Raw genomic sequence first — 16,574 nt, forward strand, 5'->3', positions numbered from 1 at the left:
CTTCTTGAGTAAGATGAGTATAGTTCATGATGCAACTTTGACTTTGGTCGGTCGGAAGCAAAATGCTAGCTCATCTTGCTTCCTTCCAATAATTTAATCTCTGTTGCACTTCATTTGAGAATCCAAGCATTAAAAAAATTGAAAGACAAGAAATCAGAATAAGCTGAAAATGAGCAAATTGAAGATAAGCTGCAGGCTAATCGGTGGCTTATCAATAAAAAACGGACTCACATTGTCACAATTTAGTTGCTGAAAATTTAAACCACAGTGCTAGTCTGATAAAGACAACCTCATTGAGGATAACAATAATGAAAATATTATTCTATGTTGCCTTGAGTATTGTCGGACTGAGTTTGACCGGCTGTGAGGATCCGCTCAACAAACCCAGAACGGATACCCGTACCATGATTATTGGAGGCGTGCCAGTGCATGATCAGGATTATCAGCTGCGAGATGAACATCTTATTGTCCAGAATCAGTTAAAACCTTAACACCTTCATCTGGTTGAAATTCAGGATAAATACAAAATTTTTTAAAGCAAATAATCAGATTTTTGTTTAAAATAAGAACCCGATTTTTAGGTAGGTCATCTCGTGGAATCATTCTGGATTTTAGGCTCGATTGCTTTTGCCCTCATGTTAGGTGCAATGAGTCCTGGGCCAACCTCTATCTATGTGGCAAAAAATTCCATTGCAATTTCACGTAAACATGGCTTATTTACTGCACTGGGTACCGGTTTAGGTGCGGCGGTTTTTGGCTTGCTTGCTGTGCTAGGTTTACAGGCCTTTTTACTGGCCGTTCCTTCGGCTTATCTGGCCTTAAAAATCTGTGGCGGTTTGTATCTGCTGTGGCTGGCATTTAAAATTATTAAACATGCCAAAGAACCTCTTGAAACAGACACCGCTATCAGCAAGCAGATATCTTTAAGTCGCGCTTTTACCACCGGCCTGATTACCCAACTGTCCAATCCAAAAATTGCGATTGTATTGGCCAGTATTTTTACGGCACTTTTACCGAAAGAAATTCCCACTTATTTTTATATTGTTCTGCCAGTATTGTGCTTCTTTATTGATGCAGGCTGGTGCTCTCTGGTCGCTGTGGCTCTGTCTGCGGAAAAGCCACGCCGTGTGTATTTAAAGTTTAAGGTAATATTCGACCGGGCAGCAGGTGCAGTCATGACCATGCTTGGCTTGAAGTTAATTTTTGGCATGAAGTAAGTTTATTATTCACTTTAGCTGCATATCCAGATTTAGGTTCTGTGTTTGCAAAAGCATGAAATGCTGATTGGTATGATTGCTTAAAGTTTATAAATGATGGACATGAAAGCACATAAAAAACATATAAATGAAGCTGATCTCTGTCGCTATAAAAATATGCAAAACAGCGCCAGAACTTATTAAAAGCAAGACAGATAGGGAGTGTAGTTTTTTTATTTTTAACTCTTATTCTGCCTTGCTTTCGATCCACACAAGCTCTGTTATTTGTTAGATAACACTTCCTGCTGCTTGTAGCGAAAAGCTCTTTGCATATTTCAGTCAAGTTGAGGGGGTAAAGCCTAATTCTTCTCCAACCTATTCCTCATTAAGCGATCTCAAGACAGCTGTTAATCCTTGAAGTGTATAGGCATCCACTGATAGCTTTTTCCCTCTTTTGAATAAATATGCCCAATTCCAGGGAAGGGTAAATGCGGAGCTGCAATCGTTTGTCCTTGCTTGGCATAGTTCGCGAAAGATTTTAAGCGGGTTTCTACCGCTTTTTTCGGATCAATATCAAAGTCGACTGCGGTGTAAGGCCGGTCAAACTGAATACTGTGTGAATGTACTATATCTCCAATAAAAATCAGCTCCTGACCCTGTGATTTTAAGCTAAAACCAAAATGTCCTGGCGTATGTCCTGCCGAACTGATGACATTAAAACCATGAATTTTGTCACCAGATTTAAAAGTTTTAAGCTGATCTTTAGCCTGATAAGGAGCAATGGCTTTTTTGATTTTATCTACAGTAGCTGCAAAAGCTGCACGCTTTTGTTGCGGCAAGCGTTCTGCACTTTTTGGATTCATCCAGAAATCCAGTTCAGTTTGAGAAATATAGACGGTCGCATTGGGGAAATTTGCACTGCCATGATTACTGATGCCACAAACATGGTCAGGGTGTAGATGGGTGAGAAGGATAGTACTGACTTGCTCTGGTTTTTGTCCTGAAGCCTGTAAATTGGAATATACCGAACCCAAATGAGGACCATTACAGCTGGCAGTACCACTATCGACCAAAGTTAATCCTTTTCCATCATTCACTAAAAACGCATTCACCGAAGTCTGAATGCCTTGGCTGTGGTGGATATAATATTTTTTGAGAATCTGATTTATTTCAGCTGCAGGCAGGTTTTTAAATAAGGCTTTGGATAAATAATTGCTCCCATCAAGCAGCACCGTAATTTGATAATCTCCAAAGCTGTGTTGATAATAACCGGGAACCTGTTTCTGTTGCGGTAGAATCGAAGAAGGAGTTTGAGCATGAGTTAGAGAAACACCAACAAGTGAACTAAAAGCAAACACGGATAGGGCTAAAGGACCAGTTAAATATTTCATGGCTATTCTTATGTAATTGAAGTCAATTTTATGTATTAGCATGAATATCATTAAAAAAGAATATGAATATATTTACCTTTTTACAAGGCCGAGTATATATTTCCTTCTGTACTAAAAATGCAGTCTGCACCTGTATATTAAATTTTTTGAGAAACAAAACCTGCATTTTTATTAAAATATTATTGTAAACAGATTGTTTAGATATATTTCACTTTTCATGAAAAGACCGTTAATATGGGGAGATAACGAACAGTTTTGAGTGCCACTATGAGTTTCTGGAAAAGAAAGAACAATGCCAATTTTGTGTTTTTCATCATAACGTTATATTCATTGCTGGGCTTCGGCATTGGCTATGTGATCTGGGAATTTGTGCTGCAAGGCTGAGCGGTTTAGAAATAAAAAAGCCTCTAGAGATAGAGGCTTTTTTATCATACTTGGATATAAATTTTAAAACCTTATTGAATGTTCCCTATCCCTATGGGAGAGGGCTGGGGTGAGGGATTTTCTTAAGGTGAGAAATGTGTGTCTTTCTTTTGATAGATGAAAAGTAACAACATCCCTTTGTTCGTTAGAAGGCACGTCCATGTGCCCTAACGAATGGACGACATCTATGTAGCTGATCACGTGAGTAAATATTCTTTTATTCACAAATTAGTTATTTTTGCTTTAAATAGTGAGCTTAACTGCTTAGTAAGTCTGATTAAAATCTTTCTTATGTATGGTAATACTTATTGCGTTTACGTGATCTTTAGGTTGTATTTGGCGTAAATCTTCAACAATGGCAAATACAGTTGAAAAATAGCAGATCTAGTAAATTGAAGTAAATTCTGAAGACTATTTTCAAACTCACTAATTTTTACATAAGTATGTGTTGAATCATTAGATAATTCAAATGGGTCTGGAACTAAAAATAAAATATTATGTTCAAGTGAATTTCGCCAAATTTTATAAAATCCAAATTGCCCATTTTTTTCATTCAGATCGTATATAAGACTATTAATTGCAATCAAAGCAAAATTTTCTTTTTCTTCAAGTTTTAATTTATTTGTATGCCAAAAATTATTAAAAGCTGTATTTTTATTAATTGTTAATCCGAAATATTGGCAAAGAAAAATTGCTAATTTATCTAATATAGAAAAGCATAATCTAAAACAAGTTCTTAATTTTTCTGATCTTATATCTATGATTTCATGTTCATTTAATTCTGAATAACAGCTTTCAAAATCAAGTTTGGAGCTATCGGTGGATTTAGATTCATAGTAGAGAACTCGAACCAATGAAAACTCAGCTTTAATACGGTTTAAGTATTGTTCGTATTGAAGAATATTTTGAGAAGAAATAATTCCTTCAAGTAATGTCAAATTATCTCGCTCATTGGCTATGCATGAACAATACATTCCATGAACATTTAGAGTTAAATTTTCTTTTATACACCATTGTCGAAATTCACTCATTGAGAAATATTCTTTAGATGTTTCTAGTTCATCAGTATCCAGATTCTTGCAATTTAATTGCTTAGCTAAATAATCAATTTTATGATTGTAGTAGGGAATCCAAGCTTTAGGTATTAAAGGTGAGTCACAAGCAAATTTATATCCTTTAATTATTTCAGTGATCATTTTTTCAGTGCGATGATCTAATAACTGATCAAATTGTTCTAAACAAGACGTTCTATTGAGCCATGCTTGAGGGTAAATAGTATTTTCTCTTATAACAAGATTATAAAGCTGTAATGCTTCAGAAAATCTAAATAGCTGTTTTAGTGTATTTGCAAGATTAATTAAATTCTGCTGATAAAGATCTTGATCATCTTCTTTTCTAATTATTTTGTATGCTTTCCAGTATAGATTTTTGACATCATTATAGAAATCTATATTCTTGAAAGTTAATTTATCTTTGGAATAACCGCAATTGTTTGCTAATGATAATTTTCCATTGGCTAAATTGTAATAATAATTAACATTATATTCTTTTTCATAAAACTCTGAGTTTTTCTCTAAAATTTCAACACCTTTTAGAACTGTATCAACATTTTTTAGGAAAGTCCCTACATCAATAAAATGGGCACCAAGATTAAAGTAAAGGTGACGAGAAAAGTCTGACTCAGGGTGTTTTTCAAGTTCTTTTCGCATGATATTACAGCCGAACAAAGCTTCTTCATATTGTTCAGCATCAATTGAATTAGAAATAGCATTTATAGCTTTATTAATTTCTTTTAGTTCTAGTTTCATTAAAATAACTTATATAAAAAAGCCCCACTAAAATATAGCAGGGCTTTTTATAAGTGTCTAAATCTTAAGACACTTTATCACCCGGTTTAGCACCAGTTTCAGGTGAAATCACCCAAACACCTTCGCCATTGCCTGCGGCTAAGACCATACCGTTAGAAATGCCAAAACGCATTTTACGTGGGGCTAAGTTCGCTACCATCACCACCAATTTACCTTTGAGGTCTTCAGGCTTATAGAACTCACGGATACCACTGAACACATTGCGTGGTTCAGCTTCCCCCACATTTAAAGTGAGTTGAAGTAGCTTGTCAGAACCTTCAACCGTAGTGGCCTGCAAAACTTCAGCAACACGCAGGTCAACTTTCATAAAATCATCAATATGAATGATTTCAGCTTCACCGACTTTAGGTTCGGGCTTTTTCTCAGTCTTCTTCTCTTTTTTCTTTTCAGCTTTTGCAGGTTCAGCTGTAGCAGTCAAAGAATCTTTAGACGCATCGACCATCGCTGCAACCGCTTTAGGGTCTACACGTTGCATCAGCGGTTGGAACAATGCAATTTCGTGATCCACCAGAATTTCGGTACGAGAGGCAAAATCGAAAGCAGCCAGTTTCAGGAAGTCCTGAACCTGAGCAGCCAGGGCTGGAAGAACAGGAGCCAGGTAAACAGCCAATTGACGGAACAGGTTAATACCTACCGAGCACACTTCATGAACTTGTTGCTCTTCACCTTCAACTTTGGCTAAAGCCCAAGGTTTTTTCTCATCGATATATTGGTTTGCTTTGTCTGCAAGTGCCATAATTTCACGAATGGCCGTTGAGAACTCACGTGCTTCGTAAGCTTGAGCGATTGAATCACCCGCATCAATAAAGCTTTGCACCAGTTCAGGTTCTGCACAACTTGCTGATAATTTATTGTCAAACTTGGTATTGATGAACTTGGCACAACGACTGGCAATGTTGACTACTTTACCGACCAGGTCTGAGTTTACTTTCTGAACAAAGTCTTCAAGATTTAAGTCAGAATCTTCCACTTTGTCAGACAGTTTAGAGGCAAAGTAATAACGCAGATATTCAGGATTTAAATGCTGTAAATACGTTTCCGCTTTAATAAAGGTGCCGCGAGATTTCGACATTTTCTGACCGTTCACAGTCAAGAAACCGTTGACGAATAAACCGGTTGGAGTACGGTAATTCGCGCCTTCCAACATGGCTGGCCAGAACAGGGCATGGAAATACACGATGTCTTTACCAATGAAGTGATAGACTTCATTTTTAGAATCTTTTTTCCAGAAATCGTCAAAGCTTAAATCAGGACGTTGGGTTTTAACGTAGTTTTCAAAGCTCGACATGTAACCAATTGGCGCATCGACCCAAACGTAAAAATATTTATTCGGTGCATCTGGAATTTCAAAGCCAAAATAAGGCGCATCACGGGAAATATCCCAGTCTGACAACCCAGCTTCAAACCATTCATCTAATTTGTTGGCAATAGAGACCGGTAAACGGCCTTTATCACGGGTCCATTGTTGCAGGTATTCTGCAAAGTTCGGCAGTTTAAAGAAATAATGATCTGAAGATTTTTCAACAGGGGTTGCACCACTTAAGGTTGATTTTGGATCAAGTAGTTCAGTGGCATTATAAGTCGTACCGCAAACCTCACATGAGTCGCCGTATTGATCTTCCGCCTTACATTTTGGACAGGTGCCTTTAATAAAGCGGTCTGACAGGAACATGCCTTTTTCAGGATCAAACAACTGGGTAACAGGGCGAACGGCAATATTGCCTGCTTCACGGTTTTTGATATAGATCTCTGATGCACGCGCGCGATTGGTATCGCTATGGGTAGAATCATAATGATCAAAATGCACACCAAAACCGTCAAAGTCACGAATGTGTTCAGTTTGCACATTGGCAATTTGTGCTTCAGGCGAAATACCATTGGCTTCAGCACGCAACATGATCGCGGTACCATGAGCATCATCCGCACAGACATAAGTCACGTCATGACCCATCGCACGCATTGCACGAACCCAGATATCTGCTTGGATATAACCAAGTAAGTGACCCATATGAATGGGGCCATTGGCATAGGGAAGGGCATTGGTGACTAGGATTTTACGCACGGATTCACTCTCTCATTCATATTCATTATGCAATGGGCCACAATTTTACATGATGCCGGAGGGATTACAAAGCAATGCTTTGTCTGAAACACCACTAATTAGGACAGCTAAATATCTGAAATTCAAATAGCGGACAGATTAAAGCCGGCTAAGGCTGAAAAATAGAAGAATTGCATAGCTGCTACATCCTGCAAATAACGGCAACAACATGTACAGGCTTTGTTGCAGTTTGCTTAATTCATCCCGACTCCCTACGCACTTTATGCTAAAAACGTTTGATGATTTAAATAAAATTTAGCTTAGGAGAGTACTCATGACTCAACATCAACAGACCAGTACATCGAAGCAACACCAAGATAAAACCCAGCAGACAAAAGCATTAAATCAGAAAATTGAACAAGAGCAAAAGCAAAACGAGAATGATAAACAGCACAATCAGCATCATCAGGAAGAGCCAGGTGCCAAACCGCACAAGGCGGATCCAAACACTGACACCAAGAGTAAGCAAAGTTCTCAGGCAGCAGATAGTGAATCAGTAGAATCACAGCATGCTTCGAAGGATAGCCAATCTGATAGCACGGGTCAGTCTGGTAAAAAGACAGAAACCCAGGAAAGACTAGAACAGCTTAAAACTGAAGCTGGACAAAAATTTGAAGAAGCTAAGCACAAAGCCACTGAACTTGCTCATGATGCTTCAATTAAGCTGGGTGAACTGAAAACTCAGGCGACTGAAAAGTTTGATGAACTCAAAAAAATGGCGACCGAAAAGCTGACTCAAATGAAGAAAGATCATCAATCTGCGGACGGGCAAGCTGAAAATACCCACATGAAGGATGATGAAAAGCAGGATTTGACCGAAGCAGAGACGCACAATCAATCATCTATGCAGGATACAGCCAAGAAGGATCAGGCTGATAAGGACACGTCTCACAACACTCAAAAATAATAAATAATGATCTGCCAGGCGACCACTTCCGAAAGGGATTGAAGTGGTCTTTTAAGGCAGGAGTGAATAAAAATAACTAAAATTTTTAGGCATATAAAAGACTAAAAGAGCGGCAAAGCCATTATTTAGCAGTATTAAATCAGAAAAAATATAAAAACCGACTAAAATAGTAGGAAATAGCGATATAAATATATCTCTGGTTCAAGACAATGCTTAACCTTCTACCCAAACCTCGTTAAACTAAGTACTTCAGATGTCTCAGCCTAATTTTGGAGTAACCTATGTCGTGGCTTTCTTCGCTTAAATCGGTTTTTTCGCCTTCCAAGGAAGTGAACGAAGAAGCTGTGCAGCACATACTCCAAAACTACATTTTGCCGAATTCCAGTCATGCCTTGAAAGATCGTATTACTCAGGTCAATGTGCAAGGCGAGATTTTACAAATTACTTTAAATACTTACCCGGAAGAAAAAGAGCAATTACAACAGATTCATGATGAACTGGCAGATGCGCTAGAAAAATGTGGTATTAAAGAGCTGAATATGCATGTCATTCAGCAGAAAACCGGCCATAAATCTACGCAATCAGATGGGTGCGGACATTCGCATGCCGCGGGGGAAAGCTGCTCTACGACGGACCAGACGCCAACAGGCAAAAGCAATTTACCGCCTGTAGTTGATGCTTCAGGTGGTACAGCTTCAACAGAAGTAGCTGATCCCAATAATCCGCCAATTCAAAAAGCTGCACCCCAACAGCGTGATGTAGCGAAACATCCCCGTATTCAGAATGTGATTTTAGTATCCTCTGGCAAAGGCGGTGTAGGCAAGTCCACCACGACCGTCAACTTGGCATTGGCCTTGCAAAAACTCGGTCTAAAAGTGGGGGTGCTGGATGCTGATATTTATGGTCCAAGTATTCCCACCATGCTGGGTAATGCCGGTAAAACGCCAATGATTGAAGCCGAGCAGTTTGTGCCCTTAGATGCCTATGGTATGCCCGTATTATCTATTGGCCATTTAACAGGTGATCATAATACTCCCGTGGCTTGGCGTGGGCCAAAAGCCACGGGTGCCTTGATGCAACTGTTTAACCAGACCCTATGGCCGGATCTGGATGTTTTGATGATTGATATGCCGCCAGGCACAGGCGATATTCAATTAACACTTGCTCAGCGTATTCCGGTAACAGGCGCCGTGATTGTGACCACACCGCAAAATGTGGCCTTAATGGATGCCACTAAAGGTATTGAATTATTCAATCGGGTGCAGATTCCAGTGATGGGGGTGGTCGAGAATATGTCGACCCATATCTGTTCGAACTGCGGTCATGAAGAACAGATCTTTGGTACGGGTGGCGGCGACCAACTGGCAGAACAATATGACATTCCCTTACTGGGACGCTTACCTTTAAATGTGAAAATTCGTGAAAATGCCGATGCCGGTAAACCTTCGGTGATTGCAGAAGACGAGACAGCGGATAGCTATCTAGAGATTGCCCAGAAAATTGCAGATCGCTTGCCGCAAGCAGAAAAAGATAAAACTCGTATTTTCTAAGATTTTATAGTGAAAAAAGAGAGCCTCGGCTCTCTTTTTTATGAGGTTCTACGTAGTCACTGTATTTTCTTTTCTTGCCTGAACGATATTAAAGCCAATCGCAATAATCACCATGAAGGTGCCGATAATATCGGTCATGGTTTCCGGCACGATCATCATAAGTGCGCCAACCCCCAGGAAGATCCGCCAGAACCAGTTCAGTGCTGTTTTAAAATAACCTTCTACTGCAGCCCCCAGTGCCAGAATACCAACAATGGAGCTTACAGTAATGCTTAAAATGACATGCCATGCCGGTAAGGCAAATTCTTTGGCATTCACGGCAATATCTGTCGTGTCAATCATCAGCATCGCCGGGTTATAGACAAACAGGAAAGGCACAATAAAACCGGCTAGAGATAGGCGTAGGGCCAGGAATCCGGTCCGCATAGGATCACCACCGGCAATCCCGGCACCGGCAAAGGCGGCCAAGGCCACGGGTGGAGTGATATTGGCAAACAAACCAAAATAGAACACGAACATATGGGCGACTAAGATGGGAATGTCAAAGTTGGCCAAAGCGGGGGCAGCCATCGTTGCGGTAATGATATAGGCAGGAATGGATGGCAGGCCCATACCGAGAATCATCGATGCAATCATGGTGAAGAACAGGGTCAGGAACAGACTGCCAGCACCAATACTCATGATGGAAGAAGTCATCACTGAACCGAAACTGGTCAAGCTCACGACACCAATAATAATACCGACGACGGCACAGGCAGCCATCACGGAAAGTGACTGTTTAGCGCCATCAGCTAAGGCTTCCAGAATTTCTTTCGGTCTCATACGGGTCGATTTTCTGAATGCTGCAACCACGATAGTCAATAAAATCGTATACACAGCCGCATAGCTAACCGGAATGGATTGGAATAAGAAGAACACTAAGGCAATGATAGGGAGTAATAAATGTCCTCGTTCTTTTAGGACCTCTTTGACTCGTGGCAGGTCAGCTTTGGGAACACCTTTCAGGTTATCCCGGCCGGCTCTGAAATGGACTTGTGCCATCACCCCGAGATAATATAGCAGGGCGGGCAATACCGCAGCTAAGGCAATGGTACCGTAACTGACACCCGTGGTTTCTGCCATAATAAATGCGCTAGCGCCCATTACTGGCGGCAAGATCTGTCCACCCACAGAAGCACTGGCTTCAACCGCACCGGCAAAGTTTTTGTGATAGCCAATTTTCTTCATTAAAGGAATGGTAAATGAACCGGTTCCCACCACATTGGCAACGGCAGTTCCGTTAATACTGCCCATAAAACCGCTGGAAATCACGGCAACTTTGGCTGGCCCACCTTGCTTATGCCCGGCAAGTGCCATGGCTAGGTCATTGAATAATTTTCCCATTCCTGATTTCGCCAGAAAGGCACCGAACAGGATAAACAGGAAAATGAAGGTGACCGAAGCACCGATGGCTGAGGAATATAACCCTTCAGTCTTTAGATACATTTGGCCGAAAATATCACTGAATGTATAGGGGCGGGTGAGCAAGCGATCTGGCATCCAGTCAAAATGACTGACAAATGGATAGCTTAAGAAAATCAGTCCCAGGATCGGCAGCATCCAGCCCATTACCCGCCGTGCTGCCTCAACCACTAATACGACCGTTATAATCGAGAAGACAATGTCCAGCGTATTGGGAATGCCTCCGCGAGTGGTCATAATGGCTTGGTATTCTTTAAACAGATAAAAGAACGAAGCAAAAGAGGCGATTACCCAAATCCAGTCAGTCCATGCGACCTTTTGTCGGCTGCTGGCCTGACGTGCTGGATAGAGCAGGAAAATCAGTGCTAAACCAATGGACACATGTGCCGCACGTTGAATCAGTTCGGGTAAAGGATTAAAGGTAATATAGAGATGGAATAACGAATAGGATATTGCTAAGGCAGCAATAAACCAGCGAACCGATTTATTGATCGGGTTACGGGTAACAGATTCACGGTCAAATTTTTCTAATAATTCTTGTTGCTGTTGCTCATTGAGTGCTTCGGGCACATTTTTTATGTCTTGTGGATTCATAGGCAGTCATTTAAACCTCTTTTTTTCCATAGGCTGTCTTTTTTTATAGAGATCTGTACCGTGCTGTAGTCAGGAAAATCCTGATAAACATTCCAGACCCGATCAGCGATCTTAATTTTTCCCTGCATCCTGCGTGAAATGACCCAGTTAAGTTCTTCCATCTTCCGGTCGATGTGCATATGGATGCTGCCATCATCCTGTCGAGTAATAGTGCCTTGGTCAGGTGTACCTGCGCCAAATGAAATGAACTGTGTTTCTGCCAGAATCAAATCGTTTTCATGTTGAAGATAGCGTTCTTTCCACTGTGTTTTTTCTACCGAATGCATCCAGCTGAGCTGAAAAGATTTCTGGTCAATTTTGCACTGAAAATTTTGCTCTCTCACTTCAACAAAAATATAAGGAAATACCAGCCAAACACAGCTAATAAAAAAAGCAGCCCAACTAAAAAGTGCAGCAATCGCTGCACCTTGTATCCATTTCATCAGTTCGCTGTATTCTCATCATAGAATTTTTGCGCGCCCGGATGTAGTGGAGCCACCAGACCTTTTTGTGCATCTTCTAGAGTGATTTCTTTAGCAGCCTGATGTGAATTGGCGAGTTGATCGAGACTGGAGAAGAAAGTCTTGGTCAGCTTATATACATCATCAGTAGACAAGTCTGAGCGAACCACCAGTGCATTCATGATCGCTGCTGTTGGAATATCTTCAGCATTGCCATAGGTCCCTTTGGGGATGGTCATCGGCAGGAAATAAGCCTGATCTTTGGCAATGGCTTTGACTTTGTCAGGATTGATACTCACCAGTTGCAGATCAAAGCCCTGTTGTAATTCCATCAGAGAAGAGTTTGGGAGGCCGCTGGTCAGAAAGGCTGCATCCAGCTTGCCACCTTTTAAAGCATCCGCTGCTTCGGCATAACCGAGATAATCTACTTTGACATCCTTATAAGTAATGCCAAAACCATTCAGCAGGCTACGTGCATTCACTTCTACACCTGAGTTCTGGGCACCCACCGCAATACGTTTGCCTTTGAGATCTTCAATATTTTTAATACCAGAACGCTTCGAAGTCACGATTTGTACATAGTTGGGATAAAGAGCAGCAATCTGCTGCACGTTGTCAATTTTGGCACTAAAACTGCCTTGACCATTGATCGCCTCAGTTAAGCTGTCACTCATGACAAAAGCCATTTCAACTTTGTCTTGTTTCAATAAATTCAGGTTTTCGACAGAAGCACCAGTGGTCTGAGTTTTAGAACTCACGCCGTAGGTCTTGTTATAGATTTCAGCCAATCCTGTCCCAATGACATTATAAGGACCTGAGGCCCCACCTGTGGCAATATTGACAAATCGGGTTTGCAGTTTATCTGCAGCCACACTTTCGCCGGATGCAGTCTGACTATTCGATTTATTTTGTGCATTATCATTCGAGCAAGCAACTACGCCTGATAGCGCTAAACCCATGACTGAAAGCTTGATCCATTTATTCATATTATGACTCCTGATATTATTCTGCAGTTTTTAAAATATAATTAAAACAACAATGTACTAGACCGTCTGGAGGTAAAAAAAATGTGAATTATCAATTGTTGTCTTTGTACAATTTAACAGCAATTATTTTGTCTGAATACCATTAATAGCATTTTTTTCAAAAATTTACTTTATCAATAGGTTGAACAAATTGAGCAAGATAGACAGCTTAAATGTATAGCGGAAATTTAAGCATGAGGAGTGAGATAAAAGTTGCTCCAACCACAGTATCTTTTCATAGGCATGTCCAAAGTTCATACACAAGGCCAGAGGTTTTTGATTGGTTGAATTTCAATCAAAGATTACCAGAAATAATGGTTTTTTTAAGTTTTGACAATTTTCCCTTTCATAGGGTGTGGATCAGTATTTCTGGAATTCTAATTCCGAATACGCTCATTGAAACCTCTACTTTTTAGCAGTTTTACTATGTGCTTATAGCTTTATAAATTGACAAAATTGACTAAAAGTAAACTTTCTTATATTTTTAACCAACTACTTAATAGTAAATAGAAAAATAAAATATAATTTTTTTTAATATGTTCGCTTACAAATATTTTTTTGCAGATTTGACTGGATTATTTTATGCTGCAGGCATAAGAGCGAGGTCAAGCTATGGTTTCATGGTTTTTTATTGGTTTGGTGATAAGTATTCTATTAACACCCGGCCCAACCAATACTTTATTGGCATCGTCGGGCATCCAGGTCGGGTTTAAGAAAGCTTTTCGTCTTATTCCTGCAGAAGCCTTTGGTTATTTGATTGCAATTACTTTTTGGGGCATTTTAATCGGAAAGATCTCGGTTTATTTTCCTCCACTTCCTCATATTCTCAAACTGTTTAGTGCAGCCTATATTCTTTTTCTGGCCCTGAAATTATGGCGTACGGCAGAGCTGGATGAAAATTTTGAGCAGCTAACCATTCGTGCACGTGAATTGTTCTTTGCGACTTTACTGAACCCTAAAGCATTACTGTTTGCTTCGGCTATTTTTCCGGTGATGGTTTGGAAAAGCAGTCTCTATTATGTGACTTATATGCTGGTATTCTTGGCCTTACTGATTCCAATTGCATTTTTCTGGACATTTTTAGGCACAATTCTGGCGCGTAAAAATAATCGCTGGCTAAATCAGAAGAACCTGCAAAAGACCGCTTCGATTATTTTAATGAGCTTTTCTGTGCCTTTAAGCTACTCCGCACTGCTTAGCTTATAAACCAGAAAAAGTGACGAATGTTTGTGAAATTTACTTGTCAGGATTTCACTTATTTTCATTACTGCCAATTTCAGTTAAAGTACGTCGTAATTACTTATATTTAAGATTTTTGGATTATATCAATGGCAATTAAGTCTGATCGTTGGATTCGCGAAATGAGCGAAAAACACGGCATGATTGAACCGTATGCAGAAAACCAGATTCGTCTGGATGAGAATGGTCAAAAACTGATCTCTTATGGCGTTTCAAGCTATGGCTATGACGTGCGCTGTGCACGTGAATTCAAAGTGTTTACCAATGTTCATTCTGCAATTGTCGATCCAAAGAACTTTGATGAAAAAAGCTTTATCGATATTGAGTCGGATGTATGTATTATTCCACCGAACTCATTTGCTTTGGCGCGTACAGTAGAATATTTCCGTATTCCGAGAAATGTACTCACCGTTTGTCTGGGGAAATCGACCTATGCGCGTTGCGGAATTATTGTAAACGTTACTCCGCTTGAACCAGAGTGGGAGGGTCATGTCACGCTTGAATTTTCAAACACGACCAATTTGCCTGCCCGTATTTATGCTGGTGAAGGGGTGGCGCAAATGCTGTTTTTTGAATCTGATGAAGTGTGTGAAACATCTTACAAAGACCGTGGCGGTAAATATCAAGGTCAGACCGGTGTGACGCTGCCGAAAGCTTAAATGCTTTTAAAAGATAGATCAAAAAGCGAGGCATTGGCCTCGCTTTTTTTATTCTTTCATTCATCGGAAACTCGGAATTTCTGCTCTTTTGACTTTGGTAATTACACAAAAAATAAGCATAATGGATAATCAATATAAAAAAGATGCGTGATGCATCATTTAACAAAAAATAAAGTGTGGTAGCTAGGAAGCTAAAGGATAAAGATGCGGAGCATCAGATAAGAAAAGGATAGTGATGATGAAGAAGAACAGCAGGCACTTGACCATTAAAAAAACGTGCTTAGCCACCATGTTGTGTATGTTTTCAATGCCGCCAGCCTTCGCAATGCAGCAGCTTTCTGATGATACGATGTCAGATACCACAGGTGAAGGAATTGCAATTTTACCTGAAGATTTTAAACTTGTTTTTCAAATGCCGAATGATAAGTCTACAGGTTCCAGTTATAATCGCCCTTTGACAGGTACCGGGGCTACGGATCCGAGCCAATTTGATACCGGTTTTATTCGAATTATTCCGGTCGGGGAAGATTATTCAAGATATGTCAACTCAAACGAGAATCTGGCAGAAAAACGCACCAAGGCTGATGTTTTTATTTATGGTCTAGCACTTTCACGAACTAATGATAATTTAAATCAAAGATTTAGTAATACAGGTTTTACCTGGGGTTCAGATGCTAACCCTTGGGTGGTACGAGCAGGTACGCAATCGAATGTAAAGCAATTTATAAATACCAATAATGGGGATGTTAGTTATCTGTCAATTGAAGCTCCTCTGGCACGAGAAGGGGTATATGAAGAAGATAACAATATTAAGCTAGGATACTGGCTGGATGCTTTTTCACGTAAGTGGGGCTCAAATAATCAAGTAGATGAAATTACAGGTGCACCGACGGTTGCTGCGGATTTACCCACCGACCAGCGTATTCGACTTCAACTGGTTGCAAACGGATTAAGTTTAAGTGGTTCTCAGGTCCGTCTCTTTCAAACCCAAGCCTCACCTGTGGCACAGCAGAACCAAACACTCGGTATGGCCAGCTTAATCCGGCAGAATACCCATGATAATCCAGCGTCATTAACCTTTAATAAAGGTTCGAATGGCGAAGCAATCAACCTGGCAGACTTAAATAAAAAAGCCCTGCGTATTAGTACGGCGGCGATTGATGATGGCACAGCATCGACACCTGCACTAAATCGTTCGTATGCCCCCATCTTTCACGCCAGTGAAGGCTTATATCTTTATAGCCCTAATATCAACCTGGTCTTTGGTAATATGTATCAACCCTTTATTGTTGGCTCAGAAGGCAATAATATCGTTTTGGAAGTTACACGGATTCCAAACGTACCTGATATTTATAATAAAATTTATACGGACTATTCTAATGAAGCTTCTAAAGCCGCTACTTTATGTAATGTAGCCTCTTGTGGCAGCCAAACCTCCATGATTAGTAATATCAAATATCAGGCCAATACAGCGACTCACAGTAGTATCAGTGTGGGAAGTGTCGCAATTAATAACAAGCTGCTGGAAGCAAATAAAAATGATAATGCAACTGGTATCGTGTTTAGGGGACCTACCAATACAGCTCCAGTAAACTTGGGCTCTGTGGTGATTGATGGTGTGCTGATTCAACATCTGAAGTTTAAAACGACAGGCCTTTAG

Annotated in this window: 14 protein-coding genes; 8 read left to right on the forward strand and 6 right to left on the reverse strand. The window is 40.2% G+C overall.

Annotation, left to right across the window (positions count from 1 at the left end; translation table 11 throughout):
* The first annotated feature begins 308 nt into the window (after positions 1-308).
* Both E2K74_RS00005 and E2K74_RS00010 read left to right on the forward strand, forming a co-directional pair.
* A complete protein-coding gene (locus E2K74_RS00005; RefSeq protein WP_151203455.1) occupies positions 309-491 on the forward strand; it encodes an NF038215 family lipoprotein in 183 nt (60 codons plus the stop codon).
* A gap of 102 nt (positions 492-593) precedes the next feature.
* Positions 594-1,217 carry a LysE family translocator gene (locus E2K74_RS00010; RefSeq protein WP_151205776.1) on the forward strand — a complete coding sequence of 208 codons (624 nt, stop codon included), beginning with the start codon at positions 594-596 and terminating at the stop codon, positions 1,215-1,217.
* A gap of 386 nt (positions 1,218-1,603) precedes the next feature.
* Here the strand turns inward: E2K74_RS00010 and E2K74_RS00015 are convergent, their stop codons facing one another.
* Positions 1,604-2,587, reverse strand: a complete 984-nt coding sequence (locus E2K74_RS00015) for an MBL fold metallo-hydrolase (protein ID WP_151205777.1) — start codon at positions 2,585-2,587, stop codon at positions 1,604-1,606.
* 267 nt (positions 2,588-2,854) lie between these two features.
* Between E2K74_RS00015 and E2K74_RS15075 the strand changes: the two genes are divergently transcribed.
* Positions 2,855-2,971 carry a hypothetical protein gene (locus E2K74_RS15075; RefSeq protein ID WP_373688382.1) on the forward strand — a complete coding sequence of 39 codons (117 nt, stop codon included), beginning with the start codon at positions 2,855-2,857 and terminating at the stop codon, positions 2,969-2,971.
* 353 nt (positions 2,972-3,324) lie between these two features.
* On the opposite strand, the gene E2K74_RS00020 is transcribed toward E2K74_RS15075, so the two are convergent.
* On the reverse strand, positions 3,325-4,818 hold the full coding sequence (locus E2K74_RS00020; protein WP_227547988.1) for an LA2681 family HEPN domain-containing protein: 1,494 nt from the start codon (positions 4,816-4,818) through the stop codon (positions 3,325-3,327).
* 64 nt (positions 4,819-4,882) lie between these two features.
* Positions 4,883-6,940 carry a methionine--tRNA ligase gene (gene metG, locus E2K74_RS00025; protein ID WP_151205778.1) on the reverse strand — a complete coding sequence of 686 codons (2,058 nt, stop codon included), beginning with the start codon at positions 6,938-6,940 and terminating at the stop codon, positions 4,883-4,885.
* 313 nt (positions 6,941-7,253) lie between these two features.
* Between metG and E2K74_RS14505 the strand changes: the two genes are divergently transcribed.
* Together E2K74_RS14505 and apbC are read left to right on the forward strand one after the other, a co-directional pair.
* Positions 7,254-7,886: a hypothetical protein gene (locus E2K74_RS14505; RefSeq protein ID WP_153228205.1), complete on the forward strand. Its 633-nt coding sequence runs from the start codon at positions 7,254-7,256 to the stop codon at positions 7,884-7,886.
* Between the two features lie 281 nt (positions 7,887-8,167).
* Complete coding sequence (gene apbC / locus E2K74_RS00035; protein ID WP_151205780.1) at positions 8,168-9,436, forward strand: iron-sulfur cluster carrier protein ApbC; 1,269 nt, start codon at positions 8,168-8,170, stop codon at positions 9,434-9,436.
* Between the two features lie 48 nt (positions 9,437-9,484).
* On the opposite strand, the gene E2K74_RS00040 is transcribed toward apbC, so the two are convergent.
* From E2K74_RS00040 to E2K74_RS00050, 3 genes are read right to left on the reverse strand one after another with little or no spacing between them, the layout of a single operon-like run.
* On the reverse strand, positions 9,485-11,491 hold the full coding sequence (locus tag E2K74_RS00040) for a TRAP transporter permease (protein ID WP_151205781.1): 2,007 nt from the start codon (positions 11,489-11,491) through the stop codon (positions 9,485-9,487).
* Positions 11,488-11,973, reverse strand: a complete 486-nt coding sequence (locus tag E2K74_RS00045; protein ID WP_151205782.1) for a DUF1850 domain-containing protein — start codon at positions 11,971-11,973, stop codon at positions 11,488-11,490. The genes E2K74_RS00040 and E2K74_RS00045 overlap by 4 nt, the downstream gene beginning before the upstream one ends.
* The gene (locus tag E2K74_RS00050) at positions 11,973-12,977 is read right to left on the reverse strand and encodes a TAXI family TRAP transporter solute-binding subunit (RefSeq protein WP_151205783.1); all 1,005 of its coding nucleotides are present in this window, start codon (positions 12,975-12,977) and stop codon (positions 11,973-11,975) included. The genes E2K74_RS00045 and E2K74_RS00050 overlap by 1 nt, the downstream gene beginning before the upstream one ends.
* Before the next feature lie 651 nt (positions 12,978-13,628).
* On the opposite strand from E2K74_RS00050, the gene E2K74_RS00055 reads away from it, so the two are divergent.
* From E2K74_RS00055 to E2K74_RS00065, 3 genes are all read left to right on the forward strand, one after another.
* Positions 13,629-14,222, forward strand: a complete 594-nt coding sequence (locus E2K74_RS00055; RefSeq protein ID WP_151204898.1) for a LysE family translocator — start codon at positions 13,629-13,631, stop codon at positions 14,220-14,222.
* 122 nt (positions 14,223-14,344) lie between these two features.
* Positions 14,345-14,914, forward strand: coding sequence for a dCTP deaminase (gene dcd, locus E2K74_RS00060; RefSeq protein ID WP_004785008.1), 570 nt, complete (start codon positions 14,345-14,347; stop codon positions 14,912-14,914).
* Between the two features lie 238 nt (positions 14,915-15,152).
* Positions 15,153-16,574: a hypothetical protein gene (locus E2K74_RS00065; protein WP_413773045.1), complete on the forward strand. Its 1,422-nt coding sequence runs from the start codon at positions 15,153-15,155 to the stop codon at positions 16,572-16,574.

The sequence above is a fragment of the Acinetobacter sp. RF15B genome, from assembly GCF_007558235.1.
Lineage (GTDB): Bacteria > Pseudomonadota > Gammaproteobacteria > Pseudomonadales > Moraxellaceae > Acinetobacter > Acinetobacter lwoffii_C.

What these genes read in the sequence shown, in the direction of transcription:
- E2K74_RS00005 (WP_151203455.1), top strand. Translation starts at nt 309, where the DNA reads ATGAAAATATTATTCTATGTTGCCTTGAGTATTGTCGGACTGAGTTTG.
- E2K74_RS00015 (WP_151205777.1), bottom strand. Translation starts at nt 2,587, where the DNA reads ATGAAATATTTAACTGGTCCTTTAGCCCTATCCGTGTTTGCTTTTAGT.
- E2K74_RS15075 (WP_373688382.1), top strand. Translation starts at nt 2,855, where the DNA reads ATGAGTTTCTGGAAAAGAAAGAACAATGCCAATTTTGTGTTTTTCATC.
- E2K74_RS00020 (WP_227547988.1), bottom strand. Translation starts at nt 4,818, where the DNA reads ATGAAACTAGAACTAAAAGAAATTAATAAAGCTATAAATGCTATTTCT.
- E2K74_RS14505 (WP_153228205.1), top strand. Translation starts at nt 7,254, where the DNA reads ATGACTCAACATCAACAGACCAGTACATCGAAGCAACACCAAGATAAA.
- apbC (WP_151205780.1), top strand. Translation starts at nt 8,168, where the DNA reads ATGTCGTGGCTTTCTTCGCTTAAATCGGTTTTTTCGCCTTCCAAGGAA.
- E2K74_RS00040 (WP_151205781.1), bottom strand. Translation starts at nt 11,491, where the DNA reads ATGAATCCACAAGACATAAAAAATGTGCCCGAAGCACTCAATGAGCAA.
- E2K74_RS00045 (WP_151205782.1), bottom strand. Translation starts at nt 11,973, where the DNA reads ATGAAATGGATACAAGGTGCAGCGATTGCTGCACTTTTTAGTTGGGCT.
- E2K74_RS00050 (WP_151205783.1), bottom strand. Translation starts at nt 12,977, where the DNA reads ATGAATAAATGGATCAAGCTTTCAGTCATGGGTTTAGCGCTATCAGGC.
- E2K74_RS00055 (WP_151204898.1), top strand. Translation starts at nt 13,629, where the DNA reads ATGGTTTCATGGTTTTTTATTGGTTTGGTGATAAGTATTCTATTAACA.
- dcd (WP_004785008.1), top strand. Translation starts at nt 14,345, where the DNA reads ATGGCAATTAAGTCTGATCGTTGGATTCGCGAAATGAGCGAAAAACAC.
- E2K74_RS00065 (WP_413773045.1), top strand. Translation starts at nt 15,153, where the DNA reads ATGAAGAAGAACAGCAGGCACTTGACCATTAAAAAAACGTGCTTAGCC.